The sequence below is a fragment of the Nonomuraea maheshkhaliensis genome (genome assembly GCF_039529435.1).
Classification (GTDB): domain Bacteria; phylum Actinomycetota; class Actinomycetes; order Streptosporangiales; family Streptosporangiaceae; genus Nonomuraea; species Nonomuraea maheshkhaliensis.
In genome coordinates, this window is the sequence record NZ_BAAAMU010000004.1 from 41,926 (window position 1) to 57,998 (window position 16,073).

18 protein-coding genes are annotated in these 16,073 nt (G+C 73.1%); 8 read left to right on the plus strand and 10 right to left on the minus strand.

The features are described from left to right. The first annotated feature begins 84 nt into the window (after positions 1-84). From ABFX54_RS04260 to dmpG, 3 genes are read left to right on the plus strand one after another with little or no spacing between them, the layout of a single operon-like run. Positions 85-873, plus strand: coding sequence for a 2-keto-4-pentenoate hydratase (locus ABFX54_RS04260; protein ID WP_346101560.1), 789 nt, complete (start codon positions 85-87; stop codon positions 871-873). Beyond that, positions 870-1,814, plus strand: coding sequence for an acetaldehyde dehydrogenase (acetylating) (locus ABFX54_RS04265; RefSeq protein WP_346101561.1), 945 nt, complete (start codon positions 870-872; stop codon positions 1,812-1,814). Before ABFX54_RS04260 ends, ABFX54_RS04265 begins: the two co-directional genes overlap by 4 nt. Beyond that, on the plus strand, positions 1,811-2,863 hold the full coding sequence (gene dmpG, locus ABFX54_RS04270) for a 4-hydroxy-2-oxovalerate aldolase (protein WP_346101562.1): 1,053 nt from the start codon (positions 1,811-1,813) through the stop codon (positions 2,861-2,863). The genes ABFX54_RS04265 and dmpG overlap by 4 nt, the downstream gene beginning before the upstream one ends. A 66-nt stretch (positions 2,864-2,929) precedes the next feature. Here dmpG and ABFX54_RS04275 read toward each other — a convergent pair whose 3' ends face one another. After that, positions 2,930-3,970: an NAD(P)-dependent alcohol dehydrogenase gene (locus ABFX54_RS04275; protein ID WP_346101563.1), complete on the minus strand. Its 1,041-nt coding sequence runs from the start codon at positions 3,968-3,970 to the stop codon at positions 2,930-2,932. Between the two features lie 97 nt (positions 3,971-4,067). Here ABFX54_RS04275 and ABFX54_RS04280 point away from each other — a divergent pair, with 97 nt between their 5' ends. Next, complete coding sequence (locus tag ABFX54_RS04280) at positions 4,068-4,655, plus strand: TetR/AcrR family transcriptional regulator (RefSeq protein ID WP_346101564.1); 588 nt, start codon at positions 4,068-4,070, stop codon at positions 4,653-4,655. A 13-nt stretch (positions 4,656-4,668) separates the two neighbouring features. Here ABFX54_RS04280 and ABFX54_RS04285 read toward each other — a convergent pair whose 3' ends face one another. The 4 genes from ABFX54_RS04285 to ABFX54_RS04300 form a co-directional block, all read right to left on the minus strand. Continuing rightward, positions 4,669-4,797 (minus strand): hypothetical protein, encoded by a 129-nt coding sequence (locus tag ABFX54_RS04285; protein ID WP_346101565.1) that lies wholly within the window; start codon positions 4,795-4,797, stop codon positions 4,669-4,671. A gap of 199 nt (positions 4,798-4,996) precedes the next feature. Continuing rightward, the gene (locus ABFX54_RS04290; protein ID WP_346101566.1) at positions 4,997-5,884 is read right to left on the minus strand and encodes a CPBP family intramembrane glutamic endopeptidase; all 888 of its coding nucleotides are present in this window, start codon (positions 5,882-5,884) and stop codon (positions 4,997-4,999) included. Between the two features lie 149 nt (positions 5,885-6,033). Next, positions 6,034-7,152 (minus strand): hypothetical protein, encoded by a 1,119-nt coding sequence (locus ABFX54_RS04295; protein ID WP_346101567.1) that lies wholly within the window; start codon positions 7,150-7,152, stop codon positions 6,034-6,036. Further along, positions 7,149-7,643: a SigE family RNA polymerase sigma factor gene (locus tag ABFX54_RS04300; RefSeq protein WP_346101568.1), complete on the minus strand. Its 495-nt coding sequence runs from the start codon at positions 7,641-7,643 to the stop codon at positions 7,149-7,151. The genes ABFX54_RS04295 and ABFX54_RS04300 overlap by 4 nt, the downstream gene beginning before the upstream one ends. A gap of 102 nt (positions 7,644-7,745) precedes the next feature. Between ABFX54_RS04300 and ABFX54_RS04305 the strand changes: the two genes are divergently transcribed. Further along, a complete protein-coding gene (locus tag ABFX54_RS04305) occupies positions 7,746-8,264 on the plus strand; it encodes a MauE/DoxX family redox-associated membrane protein (RefSeq protein WP_346101569.1) in 519 nt (172 codons plus the stop codon). Between the two features lie 123 nt (positions 8,265-8,387). Here ABFX54_RS04305 and ABFX54_RS04310 read toward each other — a convergent pair whose 3' ends face one another. Beyond that, positions 8,388-9,314 (minus strand): alpha/beta fold hydrolase, encoded by a 927-nt coding sequence (locus tag ABFX54_RS04310; RefSeq protein WP_346101570.1) that lies wholly within the window; start codon positions 9,312-9,314, stop codon positions 8,388-8,390. 467 nt (positions 9,315-9,781) lie between these two features. Here ABFX54_RS04310 and ABFX54_RS04315 point away from each other — a divergent pair, with 467 nt between their 5' ends. The 3 genes from ABFX54_RS04315 to ABFX54_RS04325 are packed head-to-tail and all read left to right on the plus strand — an operon-like array spanning position 9,782 to position 12,161. Next, positions 9,782-10,978, plus strand: coding sequence for a molybdopterin-dependent oxidoreductase (locus ABFX54_RS04315; protein ID WP_346101571.1), 1,197 nt, complete (start codon positions 9,782-9,784; stop codon positions 10,976-10,978). Further along, on the plus strand, positions 10,975-11,505 hold the full coding sequence (locus tag ABFX54_RS04320; RefSeq protein ID WP_346101572.1) for a hypothetical protein: 531 nt from the start codon (positions 10,975-10,977) through the stop codon (positions 11,503-11,505). The genes ABFX54_RS04315 and ABFX54_RS04320 overlap by 4 nt, the downstream gene beginning before the upstream one ends. Then, a complete protein-coding gene (locus ABFX54_RS04325; RefSeq protein WP_346101573.1) occupies positions 11,502-12,161 on the plus strand; it encodes a methyltransferase domain-containing protein in 660 nt (219 codons plus the stop codon). Before ABFX54_RS04320 ends, ABFX54_RS04325 begins: the two co-directional genes overlap by 4 nt. Here the strand turns inward: ABFX54_RS04325 and ABFX54_RS04330 are convergent. The 4 genes from ABFX54_RS04330 to ABFX54_RS04345 are packed head-to-tail and all read right to left on the minus strand — an operon-like array spanning position 12,156 to position 15,882. Next, a complete protein-coding gene (locus ABFX54_RS04330) occupies positions 12,156-13,526 on the minus strand; it encodes a glycosyltransferase 87 family protein (RefSeq protein ID WP_346101574.1) in 1,371 nt (456 codons plus the stop codon). The genes ABFX54_RS04325 and ABFX54_RS04330 overlap by 6 nt on opposite strands. Positions 13,527-13,574: 48 nt before the next feature. Then, positions 13,575-14,561 carry an NAD-dependent epimerase/dehydratase family protein gene (locus ABFX54_RS04335; RefSeq protein ID WP_346101575.1) on the minus strand — a complete coding sequence of 329 codons (987 nt, stop codon included), beginning with the start codon at positions 14,559-14,561 and terminating at the stop codon, positions 13,575-13,577. Further along, positions 14,558-15,220, minus strand: a complete 663-nt coding sequence (locus tag ABFX54_RS04340; RefSeq protein WP_346101576.1) for a TIGR04282 family arsenosugar biosynthesis glycosyltransferase — start codon at positions 15,218-15,220, stop codon at positions 14,558-14,560. Before ABFX54_RS04340 ends, ABFX54_RS04335 begins: the two co-directional genes overlap by 4 nt. Continuing rightward, complete coding sequence (locus ABFX54_RS04345) at positions 15,217-15,882, minus strand: glycosyltransferase family 2 protein (RefSeq protein ID WP_346101577.1); 666 nt, start codon at positions 15,880-15,882, stop codon at positions 15,217-15,219. The genes ABFX54_RS04340 and ABFX54_RS04345 overlap by 4 nt, the downstream gene beginning before the upstream one ends. Positions 15,883-16,073 lie beyond the last annotated feature (191 nt).

The window sequence follows — 16,073 nt, forward strand, 5'->3', positions numbered from 1 at the left end:
CTCCGCCGCCTATACCTGGGACGTTCACAGCCACCCCTTCGGAGGTCCGCCGATGCCCTCGACCCGCTCGCGCCGGGAGCCACGATGAGCGCCACCGTCCAGAAGGCCGCGGACCTGCTCGCCACCGCGACCGCCACCGGCACGCCGTGCCCGCCGATCCGCGACCTGTTCGCCGACGGCGACGTCGACGCCGCCTACGACGTCCAGCGGCTCAACAACGAGCGGCTGCTCGCGGCCGGCCACCGCCTCACCGGACGCAAGATCGGCCTGACCTCGCCGGCCGTGCAGCGCCAGCTCGGGGTGGACCAGCCCGACTTCGGGGCGCTGTTCGCCTCCATGGCGCTGGCCGACGGCGGCTCCGTACCGGCCGGGCGGCTGCTCCAGCCCAAGATCGAGGCGGAGGTGGCGCTGATCCTGGGCGCCGACCTGACCGGTCCCGGCTGCACCCCGGCCGACGTGCGTGCGGCGACGGCCTCGGTCCGGCCCGCGCTGGAGATCGTGGACAGCAGGATCGCCGGCTGGGACATCACGATCGTCGACACGGTCGCCGACAACGCCTCCTCCGGGCTGTTCGTCCTCGGCGACGACCAGCTTTCCATCGAGGACGTCGAACCGGCGGACGTCTCGATGCGGATGTACCGGGGCGCTGAGCTGGTCTCGGAAGGCACCGGCCGCGACTGCCTGGGCGACCCGCTCAACGCCGCGGCCTGGCTGGCCTCGACGCTGGCCCGCCGCGGCGAACCCCTGCGCGCAGGCGACGTCGTCCTCACCGGCGCCCTGGGCCCCATGGTCCCCGCCGTGCCCGGCGACGTCTTCACCGCGCGCATCTCCGGCCTGGGCACCGTCACCGCCCGCTTCGGGGAGGCGGCATGAGCGGGCTCGCCAAGGTGGCGATCATCGGCTCGGGAAACATCGGCACCGACCTCATGATCAAGGTGCTGCGGCTGTCGGACCGGCTCGGCCTGGCCGCCATGGCCGGCATCGACCCCCAGTCCGACGGGCTGGCCAGGGCGCGCCGCCTCAGGGTCGCCACGACGCACGAGGGCGTGGACGGCCTCGTCCGGCTGGACGAGTTCGCCGAGGTCGAGTACGTCTTCGACGCGACCTCGGCCGGCGCGCACCGCCGCCACGACGAGGTCCTGCGCCCCCTGGGCCGCACCGTCATCGACCTGACCCCGGCGGCGCTCGGGCCGTACGTCGTGCCGCCGGTCAACCTGGACGAGCACCTGGACGCCTCGAACGTCAACATGGTCACCTGCGGCGGCCAGGCCACGATCCCGATCGTGGCGGCGGTCGGCGCGGTCACCCCGGTGCACTACGGCGAGATCGTCGCCTCGATCTCCTCCCGTTCGGCGGGGCCGGGCACGCGGGCCAACATCGACGAGTTCACCGAGACCACGGCGTCGGCGATCGAGCGGGTCGGGGGCGCGGCGCGGGGCAAGGCGATCATCGTGCTCAACCCGGCCGAGCCGCCGCTGATCATGCGTGACACCGTCCACTGCCTCGTCTCCGACGCCGACGCCGAAGCGATCACCGCGTCGGTCGAGGCGATGGTGGGGCGGGTGCAGGCGTACGTGCCCGGCTACCGGCTCAAGCAGAAGGTGCAGTTCGAGACCGTCGCCGCCGACGACCCGCTGCACCGGCTGATCCCGGCCGGCGCGCCCGGCGGCGCGATCAAGGTGTCGGTGTTCCTGGAGGTCGAGGGTGCCGCGCACTACCTGCCCGCCTACGCGGGCAACCTGGACATCATGACCTCGGCCGCCCTGCGGACCGCCGAGCGGATCGCCGCCCACCGCAAGGAGAGCAGCTCATGACGGACCAGCCGACGAACCGGCCTTCGACCGGCCAGCTGATCACGGACCTTTATCTCCAGGACGTGACGCTGCGGGACGGCATGCACGCCATCCGGCACCGCTACACCGTCGAGCAGGCGCGCTCGATCGCCGCCGCGCTCGACGCGGCGGGCGTGGCCGCCATCGAGATCGCGCACGGCGACGGACTGTCCGGTTCGAGCATCAACTACGGGGTCGGCGCGCACACCGACTGGGAGTGGATCGAGGCGGTCTGCGACGTCACCCGGCGGGCCGTGCCGACCACCCTGCTGCTGCCCGGCATCGGCACCCTGCACGACCTGCGCCAGGCGCACCGGCTCGGCATCCGCTCGGTCCGGATCGCCACGCACTGCACCGAGGCCGACATCTCCGCCCAGCACATCGGTGCCGCCCGCGAGCTGGGCATGGACGTGGCCGGCTTCCTGATGATGTCCCACATGGCCGAGCCGGCCCAGCTCGCCGCGCAGGCCAGGCTCATGGAGTCCTACGGCGCGCACTGCGTCTACGTGACCGACTCGGGCGGGCGGCTCACCATGGACGGCGTACGGGACCGGGTCCGCGCGTACCGGGACGTTCTTCGGCCGGAGACCCAGATCGGCATCCACGCCCATCACAACCTGGGGCTGGGCGTGGCCAACAGCGTGGTCGCGGTCGAGAACGGCGCCTGCCGCGTGGACGCCTCCCTGGCCGGGCAGGGCGCCGGAGCCGGCAACTGCCCCATCGAGGCGTTCGTCGCGGTGGCCGACCTGCTCGGTCTCGATCACGGCTGCGACCTGTTCCCGCTGATGGACGCCGCCGACGACCTCGTCAGGCCGCTGCAGGATCGCGAGGTGCGCGTCGACCGCGAGACGCTGACCCTCGGCTACGCCGGCGTCTATTCGAGCTTCCTGCGCCACGCCGAGGCGGCCGCGGCGCGCTACGGCCTGGACACCCGCTCGATCCTCGTCGAGGCGGGCCGGCGCGGCATGGTCGGCGGCCAGGAGGACCTGATCGCCGACATCGCCCTCGACCTCGCCGCGTCCTCCTCGTGACAGAGTCGTCCTCGTGACCGGGCCGGACGATCCGCCCATGTCGCACGGGTCGGGCGGACCGTCCGCTCAGTCCAGGTCGGACAGGTCGAGGACGAAGCGGTAGCGGACGTCGTTGCGGCCGAGCCGGTCGAGGGCCTCGTTCACCCGTGCCGAAGGCAGCAGCTCGATCTCGGCCGTGATGCCGTGCTCGGCGCAGAACTCCAGCATGGCGGCGGTCGCGGGGCGGCCGCCGCTGCCGGCGGAGCTGAGCTTCTTGCGCCCGACGAGCAGGTCCATGGTGTCCACGGTGACCGGCCCCAGGTGGCCGAGGTGGCTGAGCGTGCCGTCCATGGCGACCAGCCGCAGGTACGGGCCGAGGTCGTGGGGGGCCGAGACGGTGTCGATCACGACGTCGAACGTGTCGCGCGCGGCGGCCAGTTGAGCGGGGTCGGTGGACACGACGAACCCCTGAGCGCCGAGCCTGCGGGCGTCGCCGGCCTTGCCGGCCGAACGGCTGATGACCGAGGTCGTGGCGCCGAGTGCCACGGCCATCCTGACCGCGAGATGCCCGAGGCCGCCCAGCCCCGCCACTGCGACCCGGCTGCCCGGGCCCACGCCCAGGGCGCGCAGGGGCTCCCAGACGGTGACGCCGGCGCAGAGGAGCGGGGCGGCGGCGGCCGCGTCGAGGCCAGGCGGAAGCGGGTGGGCGAAGCCCTCGCGGACGACGTACTCGCGAGAGAAGCCGCCCAGCGTGGTGGAGCCGTCCTGCCGGTCGGTGCCGCCGTAGGTGAGGGTCGGGAAGGCGCGGCAGAAGTTCTCCTGGCCCGCCCGGCACATGGCGCACTCGCCGCACGAGTCGACGATGTTGCCGACCGCGACGGGGTCGCCGGGGGCGAAGCGGGTGACCGCCGACCCGGTCTCGGTCACCACGCCGGTGAACTCGTGGCCCGGCACCAGGGGCTCGCCGGCGGAGCTGTCGTGGTGACGGATCGCGTGCAGGTCGCTGTGGCAGACGCCGCAGTAGTCGATCCGGACCGCGAGGTCGTCGGGGCGCAGGTCGCGCCGTTTCAGCTCGGTGCGCCGCAGCGTCGCCGGGCCGTTCAGCCGCCATCCGGTCGTCGTACGCACAACGTTCTCCTCAAACAGACTGTTCGGTTTATTGGATCGTAGGCACGCTCGGCCGCTGAAAGCAAACAAACTGTTCTGTCTGGTAGCGTGGACGACCATGGCGGACCAGCCCCTGACCGCGCGCGGCGCCGCGACGTACCAGCGCATCCTCGACGTGGCCACCCAGGAGTTCGCCCAGTACGGCATCGCCGGGGCCCGCATCGAGCGGATCGTGGCCGCGGCGCGTACCAACAAGGCCCAGCTCTACGGCTACTTCGGCAACAAGGAGCGGCTCTTCGATGCGATCTTCTTCGCTTCGCTGGAACGGATCGTCAACGTCGTCCCCATCGACGCCGCCGACCTCGCCGACTGGGCCGTGCGCCTCTACGACGAATACCTGCGCCGCCCTGATCTCATCCGGCTGGCCACCTGGGCCCGTCTGGAGCGCCGGCCGACCGGTCACCTCGTGGCGGAGCACGACCGCCTCGACGACCACAAGCTGCGCGCCATCGCCGAGGCCCAGGCGGCGGGGCGGGTGCGGCAGGGGGATCCGTTCGATCTGATGGCGCTGGTCATCGCGATGTCCATGGCCTGGTCGCCGGTGAGCAACGTCTACGCGGCCTCGGACGAGGAGCCCGCCGAGGTGCACGAGCGGCGCCGCGACCTGCTCAGGGAGTCCGTACGGCGCGCCGTCGCACCCGGCTGACGCCCCCGGGTTTTCACCAGCTCAACACCTTCGGACGTCCGGCCGGGGCCGTCGTCCGGTCCCGCAGCATCCGCACGCCCAGCGGGACCAAGGCCACGCGGAGCAGGCCGGTGACCAGCACGCCGGGGATGGAGGCGCCCATCCCCGCCCCCAGCGCGAAGATCGCGTAGGTGAGGGTGAGCAGGGCGGGATCCGACTCAGCTGCCGATCGTCACCCGGCACCCCCTACGAAAGTCAGCTCCTTGAACGCCGGCGGCCCCGTGATCACGGATGTGATCACGGGGCCGCCGCTTCATGATCTATTTCGCCAACGGTGTCTCACGAAGGGCATCGGTCGCGCTTCACGAGGAGCCGGTACGGCGGCGGGGCCGGATCTGGCCGGCGCGCTTGGCCCGCCGCAGCAGCACGATCGTGGGGACCAGGCAGACCACCAGGGCGAGCAGGCTGGCCTCGGGGCCGAAGATACCGCCGGTCAGCGCGGACGGGCCGGTCAGCGTGACGTTCAGCAGGCCGTGGACCGGGGCGTCCGAACCGGAGAGCGTGACCCCGAAGATCCCGACATGGGTGAAGTTCCAGGCGAAGTGCAGGGCGATGGGCAGCCACAGCGAGCGGGTGGCGACGTACGCGGCGGTCGTCATGGCTCCGCCGGTCAGGGCGATGGACAGCACACCCCACGGCGTGGCGTTGACGTTCACCAGGTGGGTCGCGCCGAACAGCAGCATGGACACGACCAGCGAGATCACGGTGCCGAGCCGTTCCTCCATGATCCGGAACAGGACCCCGCGGAACAGCAGCTCCTCGGCGACGGCGACGCTCGCCATCATGCCCGCGGCGCCGAGGAGGCCGCCGAAGGAGCCCCAGGAGACGGCCTGCCAGCCGCCGAACACCGCGATCAGCGCCATCAGCCCGGTGAACAGCCCGAACCCGAGCAGCGTCCCCTGCCGCAGCCGGGTCCGCCGGTCCGCCTTGTCCAGTTCGGGGATGTCCTGGCGGAGCTCGACGGCGCCGGAGAGGCGGCGGTAGGCGACGACCGCCGCGACGGCCAGGCCGACGCCCACCGGCAGTGCCAGCACCGGGACGGGCGCGACGAGCTGGTTGATCCCGGCGATCACCGTCATCACGGCGAACAGCGCGACCAGCAGGACGGGAAAGCGGAAGGTACGCAGCCGGCGCCGGGTCGTGGACAGGCCGGCCTGCGGATGGGTCTCCTGGTGCTCCGTGGACGCCACGATCGTGTTCCTCTCGATCAGGTCTCCGCGGCGTTTCCGCGGTGAGAAAAACACTAGAGATCGGGGTTTGACCTGCCATCCCCCTGTGACGGGCTTCGCCCGGTAGCTCGTACGGGGGATGGCGGGCCCGTCAGTCCACTGGCGGGGGGCTACACCAGCCCCGGCACCAAGAAGGCGACGTCCTGGGGCAGCGCGAACAGCTCCCGGCTCGCGCCCGTCCGCACGTCCACCGCGTAGACCACCACGGCGCCCCGGCTCGGGCGCCTGGCACCGCCCCAGGTGACGTTCACAGGCTCGGCGACGGCCATGAGGGTCACCTCCGTGGCGCTCAGCCAGCCGCCCAGCCGCGCGGCGTACTGCCCTTCCGGCAGCCCGGAGACCGGTATACGGCGCTCCTGGCCGCCCCGCGTGGCGTCGATGGTCACGATGGATCCGTCCGGCCGCACCATCGGCCGCCGGTCCCGGTCGTAGGTCTGCCCCACCCTGGCCAGCGTGCGTCCGTCGGGCGCCAGGGCGCTGTAGTGGTAGGTGAAGTCGGGGATGGTGATCGGGTCGTGGCCGAGCACCCACACCTGGCTGGTGTCGTCGTACGGCTTGGCCAGCACCACGGGGCCGGAACCGTTCGCCACGCTCACCGGCCACCATCCGCGGGCCAGGTCGGTCACCGTGCCGCGGCGCACGTCCACCAGCTTGTTCGGCTCTCGCCGGCCGCCCCATCCTGACACGATGAACCGCAGCCCATCGGGCGACAGGCGCAGCGCGTACTCGACCTCGAAGTCCTCCTCGGGCTGCTTCAGCGGCGACCGCCACGTCTTGCCGCTCGCCAGGTCGCGGACGATGATCCGGCCGTGTTTCGTGCTGTAGTACGCGATCCTGCGGCCGTCCGCCGTGACCTGCAACGGCCCGGCCAGGTCGTCGCCGAGCCGGTAGATTTCGCCCTGGTTCGTCACGATCCGCCAGGGGGTCTTCCCGCAGGGGTCGCTGGAGCAGGCCGCCCGGTAGGCGTACTGCACCGGCTCGACCCCGTCGGCGGGCAGCGGCAGCACGTTCGTCTCGGGCGGCGCCATCACGATCGGGGGCGCCGGACGAAGCCACGCCGACATGACTCCGCCTCCCACCACGGCCAGGCAGGTCAGCACGGCGCCGGTCAGCACGGCCAGCCGGGTCGTGCGCCTCCTGCGCGCGCCCCGCACCGCCCGCGCCGCCAGATCGACGGTGGGCGCCTGCTCGGCCAGCGCGTGCAGGTCCTCGCGCAACATGTCGTTCATCGGTACACCTCCTCGGGGGTGAGCCCGCGCAGCTTGGCCAGCGCGTAGCTGGTCTGGCTCTTGACGGTGCCGATCGAGACGCCCATGAGCCGGGCGGTCTCCCGCTCCGAGCGGTCCTCGTAGAAGCGCAGCACGATCACCGCGCGCTGCTTCGGCGTGAGCTTGGCCAGCGCGTCGCGGAGGGCCAGCCGGCGTACGGTCGCCTCGTCGTGCGGCTGCCCCGGCGTGGCCGGCTCGGGGAGCTCGGCTCCCGGCAGCTCGGCCCGCTTGCGCCTGCGCCACGAGATCGTCTGGTTCACCAGGGCCTTGCGAGCGTAGGCCTCGGGGTTGCCGCCCTTGGCGAGTTTCGCCCAGTGGGAGGCGACCCGGGTGAAGACCGTCTGCAACAGGTCCTCGGCGAGGTGGGGGTCTCCGGTGAGCAGGTACGCGGTCCGCATCAGCGACTGCTGCCGGGCGTGCACGAACTCATGGAACCCCTCGTATCGGTCCATGTACGTGAACAACTCCGCCGGGGGACTCGGGGTTGGAACGCCCAACGTATTACCCGGGCCGCGCTAGTGGCGCGCTAGCGGGCCGGGAGAGCATCTGAGGTCATGGTTCACGTGCTGGTGGCGTGTCAGGTCCTGCTCGCCACGGTCTTCGTCGTGTCCGCGTACGCGAAGCTGCGCAGCCGTGCCGCGCTGCGGTCCTTCGCCGCCACGCTGGGGGCTCTGCCCGGCCCGATCCGGCTCCCCGTCGCGCTGGCGACGGCGGTCGTGGAGGTCGTCGCGGCGGCCGGCCTGGCCGTGCTTCCGTGGGCGGGGCTGGCCGCCGGCGGGGGGCTGCTGGTCGCGTTCTCCGCGTGGATCGCCTTCTCCCTGCGCGGGGGGCGGCGCGAGCCGTGCCGGTGCTTCGGCGCGTCGGTGACGCCGCTCGGTCCCGTGCATCTGGTCCGGAACGGGCTGCTGCTGCTCGTGGTCGGGGTGGGTACGGTGGCGCTGGCGTTCATCGGCGGGCCCGTGACCGGGGCCGGGCTCGCCCTGGCGGTGCCGGCCGGGCTGGTCGGCGCCGTCCTCCTGATCGCCTTCGACGACCTCGCCGGCCTGTTCCTGCCGGTTTCTGGGAGTACGTGACGCCGTACGTGATCGCAGTCGTCGTCACGAGCGGCGACATCGCCGGCGCGGGAGCGTAACGGCGAGAGCCGCCGCAGGGGGCGGCCCTGCGGCGGCGGTCTGGGGGATGCGGCCCGCGCCCGGTCAGCGGTGGCGGGTGGCCTGGGCGGCGACGCGCTGGATGGCCTTGACGGCGACCTCGGGCTGGTCGACGTAGATGTAGTGCTCGCTCTTCGTGGCCGTGGTCAGCCTGCTGCGGGTGGACAGCTTCAGCCAGGCGCGCTGGCCCGCGGACCAGGCCCGCTCCAGCTTCGGCCCGTACGTGGGGATGGCGGCGAGGTACTGCTTGCCGTGCTTGAGCACCTCGACCGGGATCCGGCCGGCCGAACGGACCCTGCCGTCGGGGATGACCAGCTTCTCCGGGTTCTGCCCCGAGAAGATGGCCAGGTTCTGGGCGCGCAGTTCGGCGGCCGGGCCCGTGGCGGAGGCCGGGATGGCCCTCTTGAGGTCGGCGATCATGGTGGACGGGGTGGCGTCCATCAGCACCAGGCCCTTGACCCGGTCGCGGTGCTCGGGGGCGTACCTGGCGGCGATCAGCCCGCCCAGCGAGTGCCCCGCCAGCACGACCGGCGCGTCACCGGCGATCCGGTCGAGCACCCCGGACAGGATCTTCCCGGTGCTCGCGAAGCTCTGCGGGCCGTCGGGCTGGTCGCTCGCCCCGGCGCCGAGCCGGTCGTAGGAGCAGACCCGGTTCCTGCCGCTCAGCGTCTTCTGCAGCGCCGCCAGCTTCTCCACCCCGTCACCGGCGCCGTGCAGCAGCACCACGACCGGCTCGCCCCGCCCCTGGCGGCCCGCGCAGGACACGTTCACCTGCTTGCCCTCGACCTTGATCTTCTTGGTGCCGACGAACGGGTCGGCCTTGCGCCCGGCGAAGGGGTCCCAGCTCTCGGCGTCGGTCTTCGCGAAGGGGTCCCATTCGTCCGCCGAGGCGGCCGGTGCGCCAGCGATCCCCACGCCGACGACGGTGCAGCACAGGACGGCCGCAGCGGATGCCTTGAACGTGCGGAGCATGGCGTTCTCCCAGGTAGCTCATCGGCGCCGGGCGGATTCGCACCGGCGGTGGCGGGAAGCGGCTCGAACCGCTGTCGTCACGTCGACAACGCTAGGGAACCGGCGCACCACGGGTCGTCCCCGCAGGGTGGACATTCGGGGATAGCTCGCACGGGGGACAAAGGCGCCGTACCTCGCTCCCCACGCTGTGAAGGGCCGTACGCCAGAGCGTGGCGGAATGCTTACCCTCGCCCTACTTTGAGCGCGCCGTTTGCGGTAAAGACATCCAGCATTCGACAACGGCTTCGGGGGGATCTGTGCCGGATACGCCATCCGGGCGCGCTCATGAGCGGCACGCGTCCGCCGCGCGGAGCCGGGCGGGAGGCGGACCGCCCGGACCGTTTCGTCCCGGATTCTGGCGCAACCCACCCGGACCCTTTCGTCCGGGCTTCTGGCGCAGCCCGCTGCGCGGTCCCTGGCTCACGTCGGTGCTCGGCCTGGTCCTGCTCGCCGGTTTGACCGTCGTCGCGCTCACCGGTCTGCTGTCGTACGCCGCGTACGACCCCCGGCTGCCCGGCAACGACACGACCCCGGGCAAGGGCCTGCTGGGCTTCTACCTGTTCGACTGGCCGACGAGCCCGGCCTGGCTGTACCGGGTCACCCAGGGCGCCCACGTCATCCTGGGCCTGACGCTGGTGCCGGTGCTGCTGGCCAAGCTGTGGTCGGTGATCCCCAAGCTGTTCGACTGGCCGCCGGCGCGCTCGCTCGCCCAGGCCGTCGAGCGCGTCAGCCTGCTGCTCCTGGTGGGCGGCGCCGGGTTCCAGTTCGCCACCGGGATACTCAACATCCAGCTCTTCTACGTCTTCCCCTTCTCCTTCTACCCCGCGCACCTGTACGGGGCGTGGATCTTCCTGGCGGCGCTGGCCGTGCACGTGGCCGTACGGCTGCCGGCCGCGATCCGCGCGGTGCGGTCCAGGGACCCGCGCCGCGAGCTGCGGACGGGCCTGGCCGGCACGCGGCCCGAGCCGCCCGACCCCGACGGCCTGGTGCCGGTGGACCCGGCGCCGCCCACCATGTCGCGGCGCGGCCTGCTGGCGTTCGTCGGCGGCGGCTCGGCGCTGATGATCAGCCTGTCGGCCGGGCAGACGCTCGACGGGCCGCTGCGGCGCACGGCGTTGCTGGCGCCGCACGGGCGCGAGTACGGGACGGGGCCCAACGACTTCCAGGTCAACAAGACGGCGGCGAGCCTCGGCGTCACCGAGGCGGACACCGGTGACGCGTGGCGGCTGGTGCTCATAGGTGCCGGGCGGGCGCTGCTGACCAGGGCGGATCTGCTGGCGCTGCCGCTGCACACGTACGCGCTGCCGATCGCCTGTGTGGAGGGCTGGTCGACCGAGCAGGTCTGGACCGGCGTACGGCTGGCGGACCTGGCCCGGCTGGCCGGGATCCCGCCCGGGGCGGCGGAGGTCACAGCCAGGTCGGTGCAGCGCGTGGGCTACTTCGGCCAGGCCTCGCTCAGCGCCGGCCAGGTGTCCGACCCCCGTTCGCTGCTGGCGCTGCGGGTGAACGGCGCCGACCTGTCCCTCGACCACGGGTTCCCCGCGCGGATCATCGTGCCGAACGCCCCGGGTGTGCACAACACCAAGTGGGTGCGGGAACTGGAGTTCCGCCGGGAGCCCCGGTGAACCGGGACGCCGGCCGGTGGGCGGGTCGAGCGGCGGGCCAGGGGACGAGCGGACCTGGGGCGGGCCGGTGGGCGAGGGTCTACGGGGCCGGGCCCTGGCATCTGCTGGGGCTGGTGGCCTGTTTCGTGGTCGCCGGTTACGCCGTCACCCGGGTGGTGGGGGCCGGCATCTGGCTGGGGTTCGCCGTGTGGTTCGTCGGCGCCGCCGTCTTCCACGATCTGGTGCTGTGGCCGCTGTACTCGACGGCCGACGCCGTGCTCCGCTCCCCTTCCAGGCTCCGGGCACGGCCGGACGGGCGGCCCCCGTTGATCAACCACGTGCGGGTGCCGGCCGCGCTGTCCTGCCTGCTGCTGCTCGTGTGGTTCCCGCTCGTCCTGCGCGGCGCCGAGCGCAACTACGTGGGCGCGGTCGGGCTGAGCACCTCCCCCTACCTGGCGCGGTGGTTGTGGATCACCGTGGTGCTCTTCGTCGTCTCGGGCCTGATCTACGCGGTACGACGCTGGGCCGCGGGACGGCCGGGTCGTTGAGCGGCGGCACGATCGGCGATCCCGCGACGCTGTCGGACTGGCGGTCCTGCAGCGCGGTCTACGAGCACGGCCTGCGCGGCGGGCACGTGGAGATCGAGTACGCCGACGGCCGCGTCCGGCCGCTGGCCGCCGAGCGCTGGCTGCGCCCGATCGAGGGCGACGAGGACGTCCTGGCCCGGTGCGGCGGCCCCACGCTGGACGTCGGCTCGGGCCCCGGCCGGCTGACCGTGGCGCTCACCCGCAGGGGCATCCCGGCCCTCGGCATCGACGTCACGCCCCTCGCCGTCGAACTGACCCGCCGCGCGGGCGGCCCGGCCCTGCTGCGCTGCGTCTTCGACCCCCTTCCCGGCACGGGGCGGTGGGCGGAGGCCCTCCTGACGGACGGCAACATCGGCATCGGCGGCGATCCGGTGGCGCTGCTCACGCGCCTGCGGCAACTGCTCAGACCGGGCGGAACGGTCATCGCCGAAGTACGCCCGCCCGGCTCGAAGAGCACGGTGGACCGGGTACGGCTGCGCCACGACGGCCGTACCGGCGACTGGTTCGCCTGGGCGACCGTCTCCGCCGACGACATCGCCCCGCTCGCCGCCCGCTGCGGATTCCCCACCACCGAACACTGGAACGCCGCCAAGCGCTGGTTCGCCGTCCTGTCATGACCGTTCCGGCAGCGAGAGAGCGGGGCAAACCCGCCTCGCCCGTACGACGGAGCCCGTGACCACCCCCAGGGCGGCGACCGCGTAGGCGGCCGTGCCGACGTGCTCGTGGACGCCCAGGTACGCGGCGGCGCCCGCCAGCGGGATGCCGAGCCACTCCCACCGCCCGTCGAAGGCGGCGAGCGCGACGATCAGCAGGGCGTACCAGGAGTAGCCGGGCGTGAACAGCAGGAACGCGACCCCGGTCACCACCAGGGCCCCGTGCCACGGCCGGTCGGTGTCATCCCGGCGCAGCACGAGCACGGCCGCGACCGCGAGCAGCACGAGGGCCGCGGGCAGCGCCGCCGCGCCGGGCAGGACCAGCCGCAACAGCGCGTACCTGGCGCCGCCGCCGGTGTCCGTGTCGTCGTACCCCTCCTCGTCCAGGTAGCCGAAGAGGTAGCCGAGGACAGAGGCGCGGGAGGCGAGCACGTACGGCAGATAGGCGAGCGCCACGACGAGAACGGCGGGCCCGACCACGGCCAACGCGCCGAGCACCCGCCGCCGCGCGGAGAGGGCTCCTGGCAGGGTCAGCGCGGGCAGGAACTTGACCGCGACCGCCCCGCCGAGCAGCAGGCCGCCCCAGATCCTGTGCCGACTCAGCACGGCCATGGCGGCGACGGTGAGCAGCACGCCGAGGATGTCGACGTGGGCGTTGTTGACCGCCTCCAGCGGAACGGCGGGACACCACGCCCAGCACGCGGCCCTTCGCCTGACCGCCGCCAGCAGGACCATAGAGGTCCCGAACGCCAGCAGCGCCCCGCCGATCTGGAAGGGTTCGCACCGTGCGCCTTCCGGCGAGAGCCGGTGCACGACCAGGAAGTACAGCTCGGCCAGCGGCGGGTAGATCGTGTGCACGTCGGGCCGGTTGATCAGCGTGCACGTGCGAGCGGCCGGGCCCGAGCGGACGGCGTAGCGGTACGGGAAGTCGCAGTCCACGCCCTCGGGGAAGAGCCAGCGGTCGCGCAGCGGGATGAGCGCGGGATCGGCGGGCGCGTGGGCGTAAGGGGAGACGCCCGCCGCCTGCACCCGGCCGTCCCAGACATACCGGTAGGAATCGGTGCTGGTCGTCGGCGGGGCGAGCAGGCCCGTGGCGGTCACCGCAGCCGCTCCGGCGATCACCAGGAACGCCGCCTGACGAGCCGGCACCCTGCGCAGCGTCCACACCGCCGCCGCGAACAGCGCCCAGGACAACGCGTACCAGCGAAGCAGGCTCGCGCGCTCAGCGGGGTGACCGGCGCTCATCGTCAGCACGAGCGCGCCGACCAGGGCGAACAGCAGCACGACCGTCCCGGCGACCCGGCGGCGGGCCGCGCCGTCGAGCGTCATCTTCTCTCACCGCGTCTCGTGGAAACCCCTCTCCGGTGGCGCGGCCGGTCAGGCCAAGGGGGCGGTGGCGAACTCCTTCATTCCCTCGGTGAAGCCGATGCGTGCGTGAAAGCCCAGCTCGGCCCTGGCCCGGTCCGGCGCGGCCACGATGTGGCGGACGTCGCCCAGCCGGTACTCCCCGGTGACGACCGGCTCCGGGCCCCCGTGCTGCGCCGACAGGGCCGCGGCCAGCTCGCCCACGGTGTGCGGGTGCCCGCCGGCGATGTTGTAGGCGGCCAGCGTTCCCGGCGTGCCACCGGTCAGGGCGGCCACGTTCGCGTCGGCGACGTCACGGACGTGGACGAAGTCGCGTCGCTGGCCCCCGTCCTCGAACACGCGCGGCGCCCGCCCCGCCTCCAGCGCGGACCGGAAGATCGCCGCCACGCCCGAGTACGGGGTGTCCCGCGGCATCCTGGGCCCGTACACGTTGTGGTAGCGCAGGGCGACGGCGGTGCCGCCGGTCTCGCGGGCCCAGTTGGCGGCGAGATGCTCCTGCGCGAGCTTGGTGGTGGCGTAGGCGTTGCGCGGGTCGGGCCGCGCGTCCTCGTCGATGGCGGCCGGGAGCACGTCCGCGCCGCAGCGGGGACAGCGCGGCTCGAAGGAGCCCTTCGACAGGTCCTCGGCGGCACGGGGGCCGGGGCGGACCCGGCCGTGCCCGGCGCAGTCGTAGGCGCCTTCGCCGTAGACCACCATGGAGGAGGCCAGCACGAGCCGTCCCACGTCGTGGCGGGCCATCGCGGCCAGCAGCACCGCCGTGCCGTACACGTTGGCCGAGGCGTAGTCGGGCAGGTCGGCCACGTCGACGCCGAGCCCGACCTTGGCCGCCTGGTGCACGACCGCGTCGGCGGCCGCCAGTGGCCGGGCGAGCGCGGCGGCGTCGCGTACGTCGTCGCCGTGCCGCAGGTCGAAGGCGGTCACCTCGTGGCCCCGCGCCTCCAGCGCCTCGACCACGTGGCTTCCGATGAACCCGGCCGCACCCGTCACCAGCACCCTCATCGCGGCACCCCCAGCCCGGCCAGCGCGGCGGCGTAGCGGGACCCGGGGACGAGCGCCGCCACCTCGACCGCGTCCGCCATGGTGTCCACGTCGGTCAGGGACTGCAGCGTGGCGACGCTCATCCCGGCCTCCTTCAGTCTGCGCGACAGGGTCTCTCCGGTGGACGGCGTCGACATCGGCACTCCGACCAGCAGTGCCGGGTCGGGATCGCGGAGCCCGAGCAGCCAGAAGCCGCCGTCGCTCGCGGGGCCGAACACCGCGTCGTGGCCGCCGAGCAACCCCAGGGCGTCGGCCAGCAGGGCGGCGGTGACCTGCGGGGTGTCCATGCCGATGAGCACCGTGGGCGCCGGCCGCAGCCGGTGAGTGTCCTCGAAGGCCGCGGCCAGCCGTTCGTCCAGACCGCCGCCTCGCTGCGCCACCACGGTGAAGCCTGGAGGAAGCCAGGGGCCGGGGGCGCCGTCGAGCGCGAGCACCCGGCCGGCGGCCGGCACCCGGGCGACGGTGCGCAGCGTGTCCTCCAGCGCGGCGCGGGCCAGCCCGGCGGCCTCTTCGGGGGTGAGCGGCGGCACGAGCCGCGTCTTCACCCTCCCTGGCAGGGGCTCCTTGGCGATCACGATGATCTGTCCGTGGACGACACCGTCTTCACGAGCCGCGTTCACGCGGTCCCGTTCTGGCGGAGCATGACGCGGCGCATGTCACCGACCGCCCGCAGCGTGCCGCGTACCGTACCGGTCACCTTGGATCGGCCCTGGCGGGGCAGGTAGTCGACGTCGGTCTCGCCGATGCGCCAGCCCGCCGCCCCGGCCCGCAGCAGCATCTCCAGCGGGTAGCCGAAGCGCCGGTCCACCAGCCCGAGCGCGAGCAGCGGCAGGCGCTCGCAGGCCCGCATCGGCCCCAGGTCGCGCAGCCGCACCCCGGTACGGCGGTGCAGCCCCCTGGCCAGTACGGCGTTGCCGAGCCGGGCGTGCACCGGCCACGACGCCCCCGGCTTCAGGACCCGGCGGCCCAGAATCAGATCGGCCTCCCCCGCCACCACGGGATCGCACACCCGGGGCAACTGCTCGGGATCGAGCGACGCGTCGGCGTCCATGAAGCACACGACGTCCGACATCGCGGCCGCGAGGCCCGCGTGGCAGGCGGCGCCGAACCCGGGCCGGGGCTCGCGCACCACCGTCGCGCCGAGCTCGGCCGCGATCCGCGCGGAGCCGTCGGTCGAGCCGTTGTCCACGACGATCGGATGGAAGCCGTCCGGCATCCGCCCGAGCACCCACGGCAGGGCGGCCGCCTCGTCGAGGCAGGGCAGCACCACGTCGATCTTCATGGCACCGACGTTATGGAGACATCCGCCCGCACACCCTGACGAACGGTGCCGTATTTCCGAGTGTTGACCTGCCCAGAAGGCATTCCTGGCCGTCGCTGAGGAGCCGGGCGGTACCCCTGGCTGTACCCCCGTTGGCCCGTACGCGGGAACGACCCGGAGTGTCCTCCGCTGATGTGCTGATCACTGTCAGT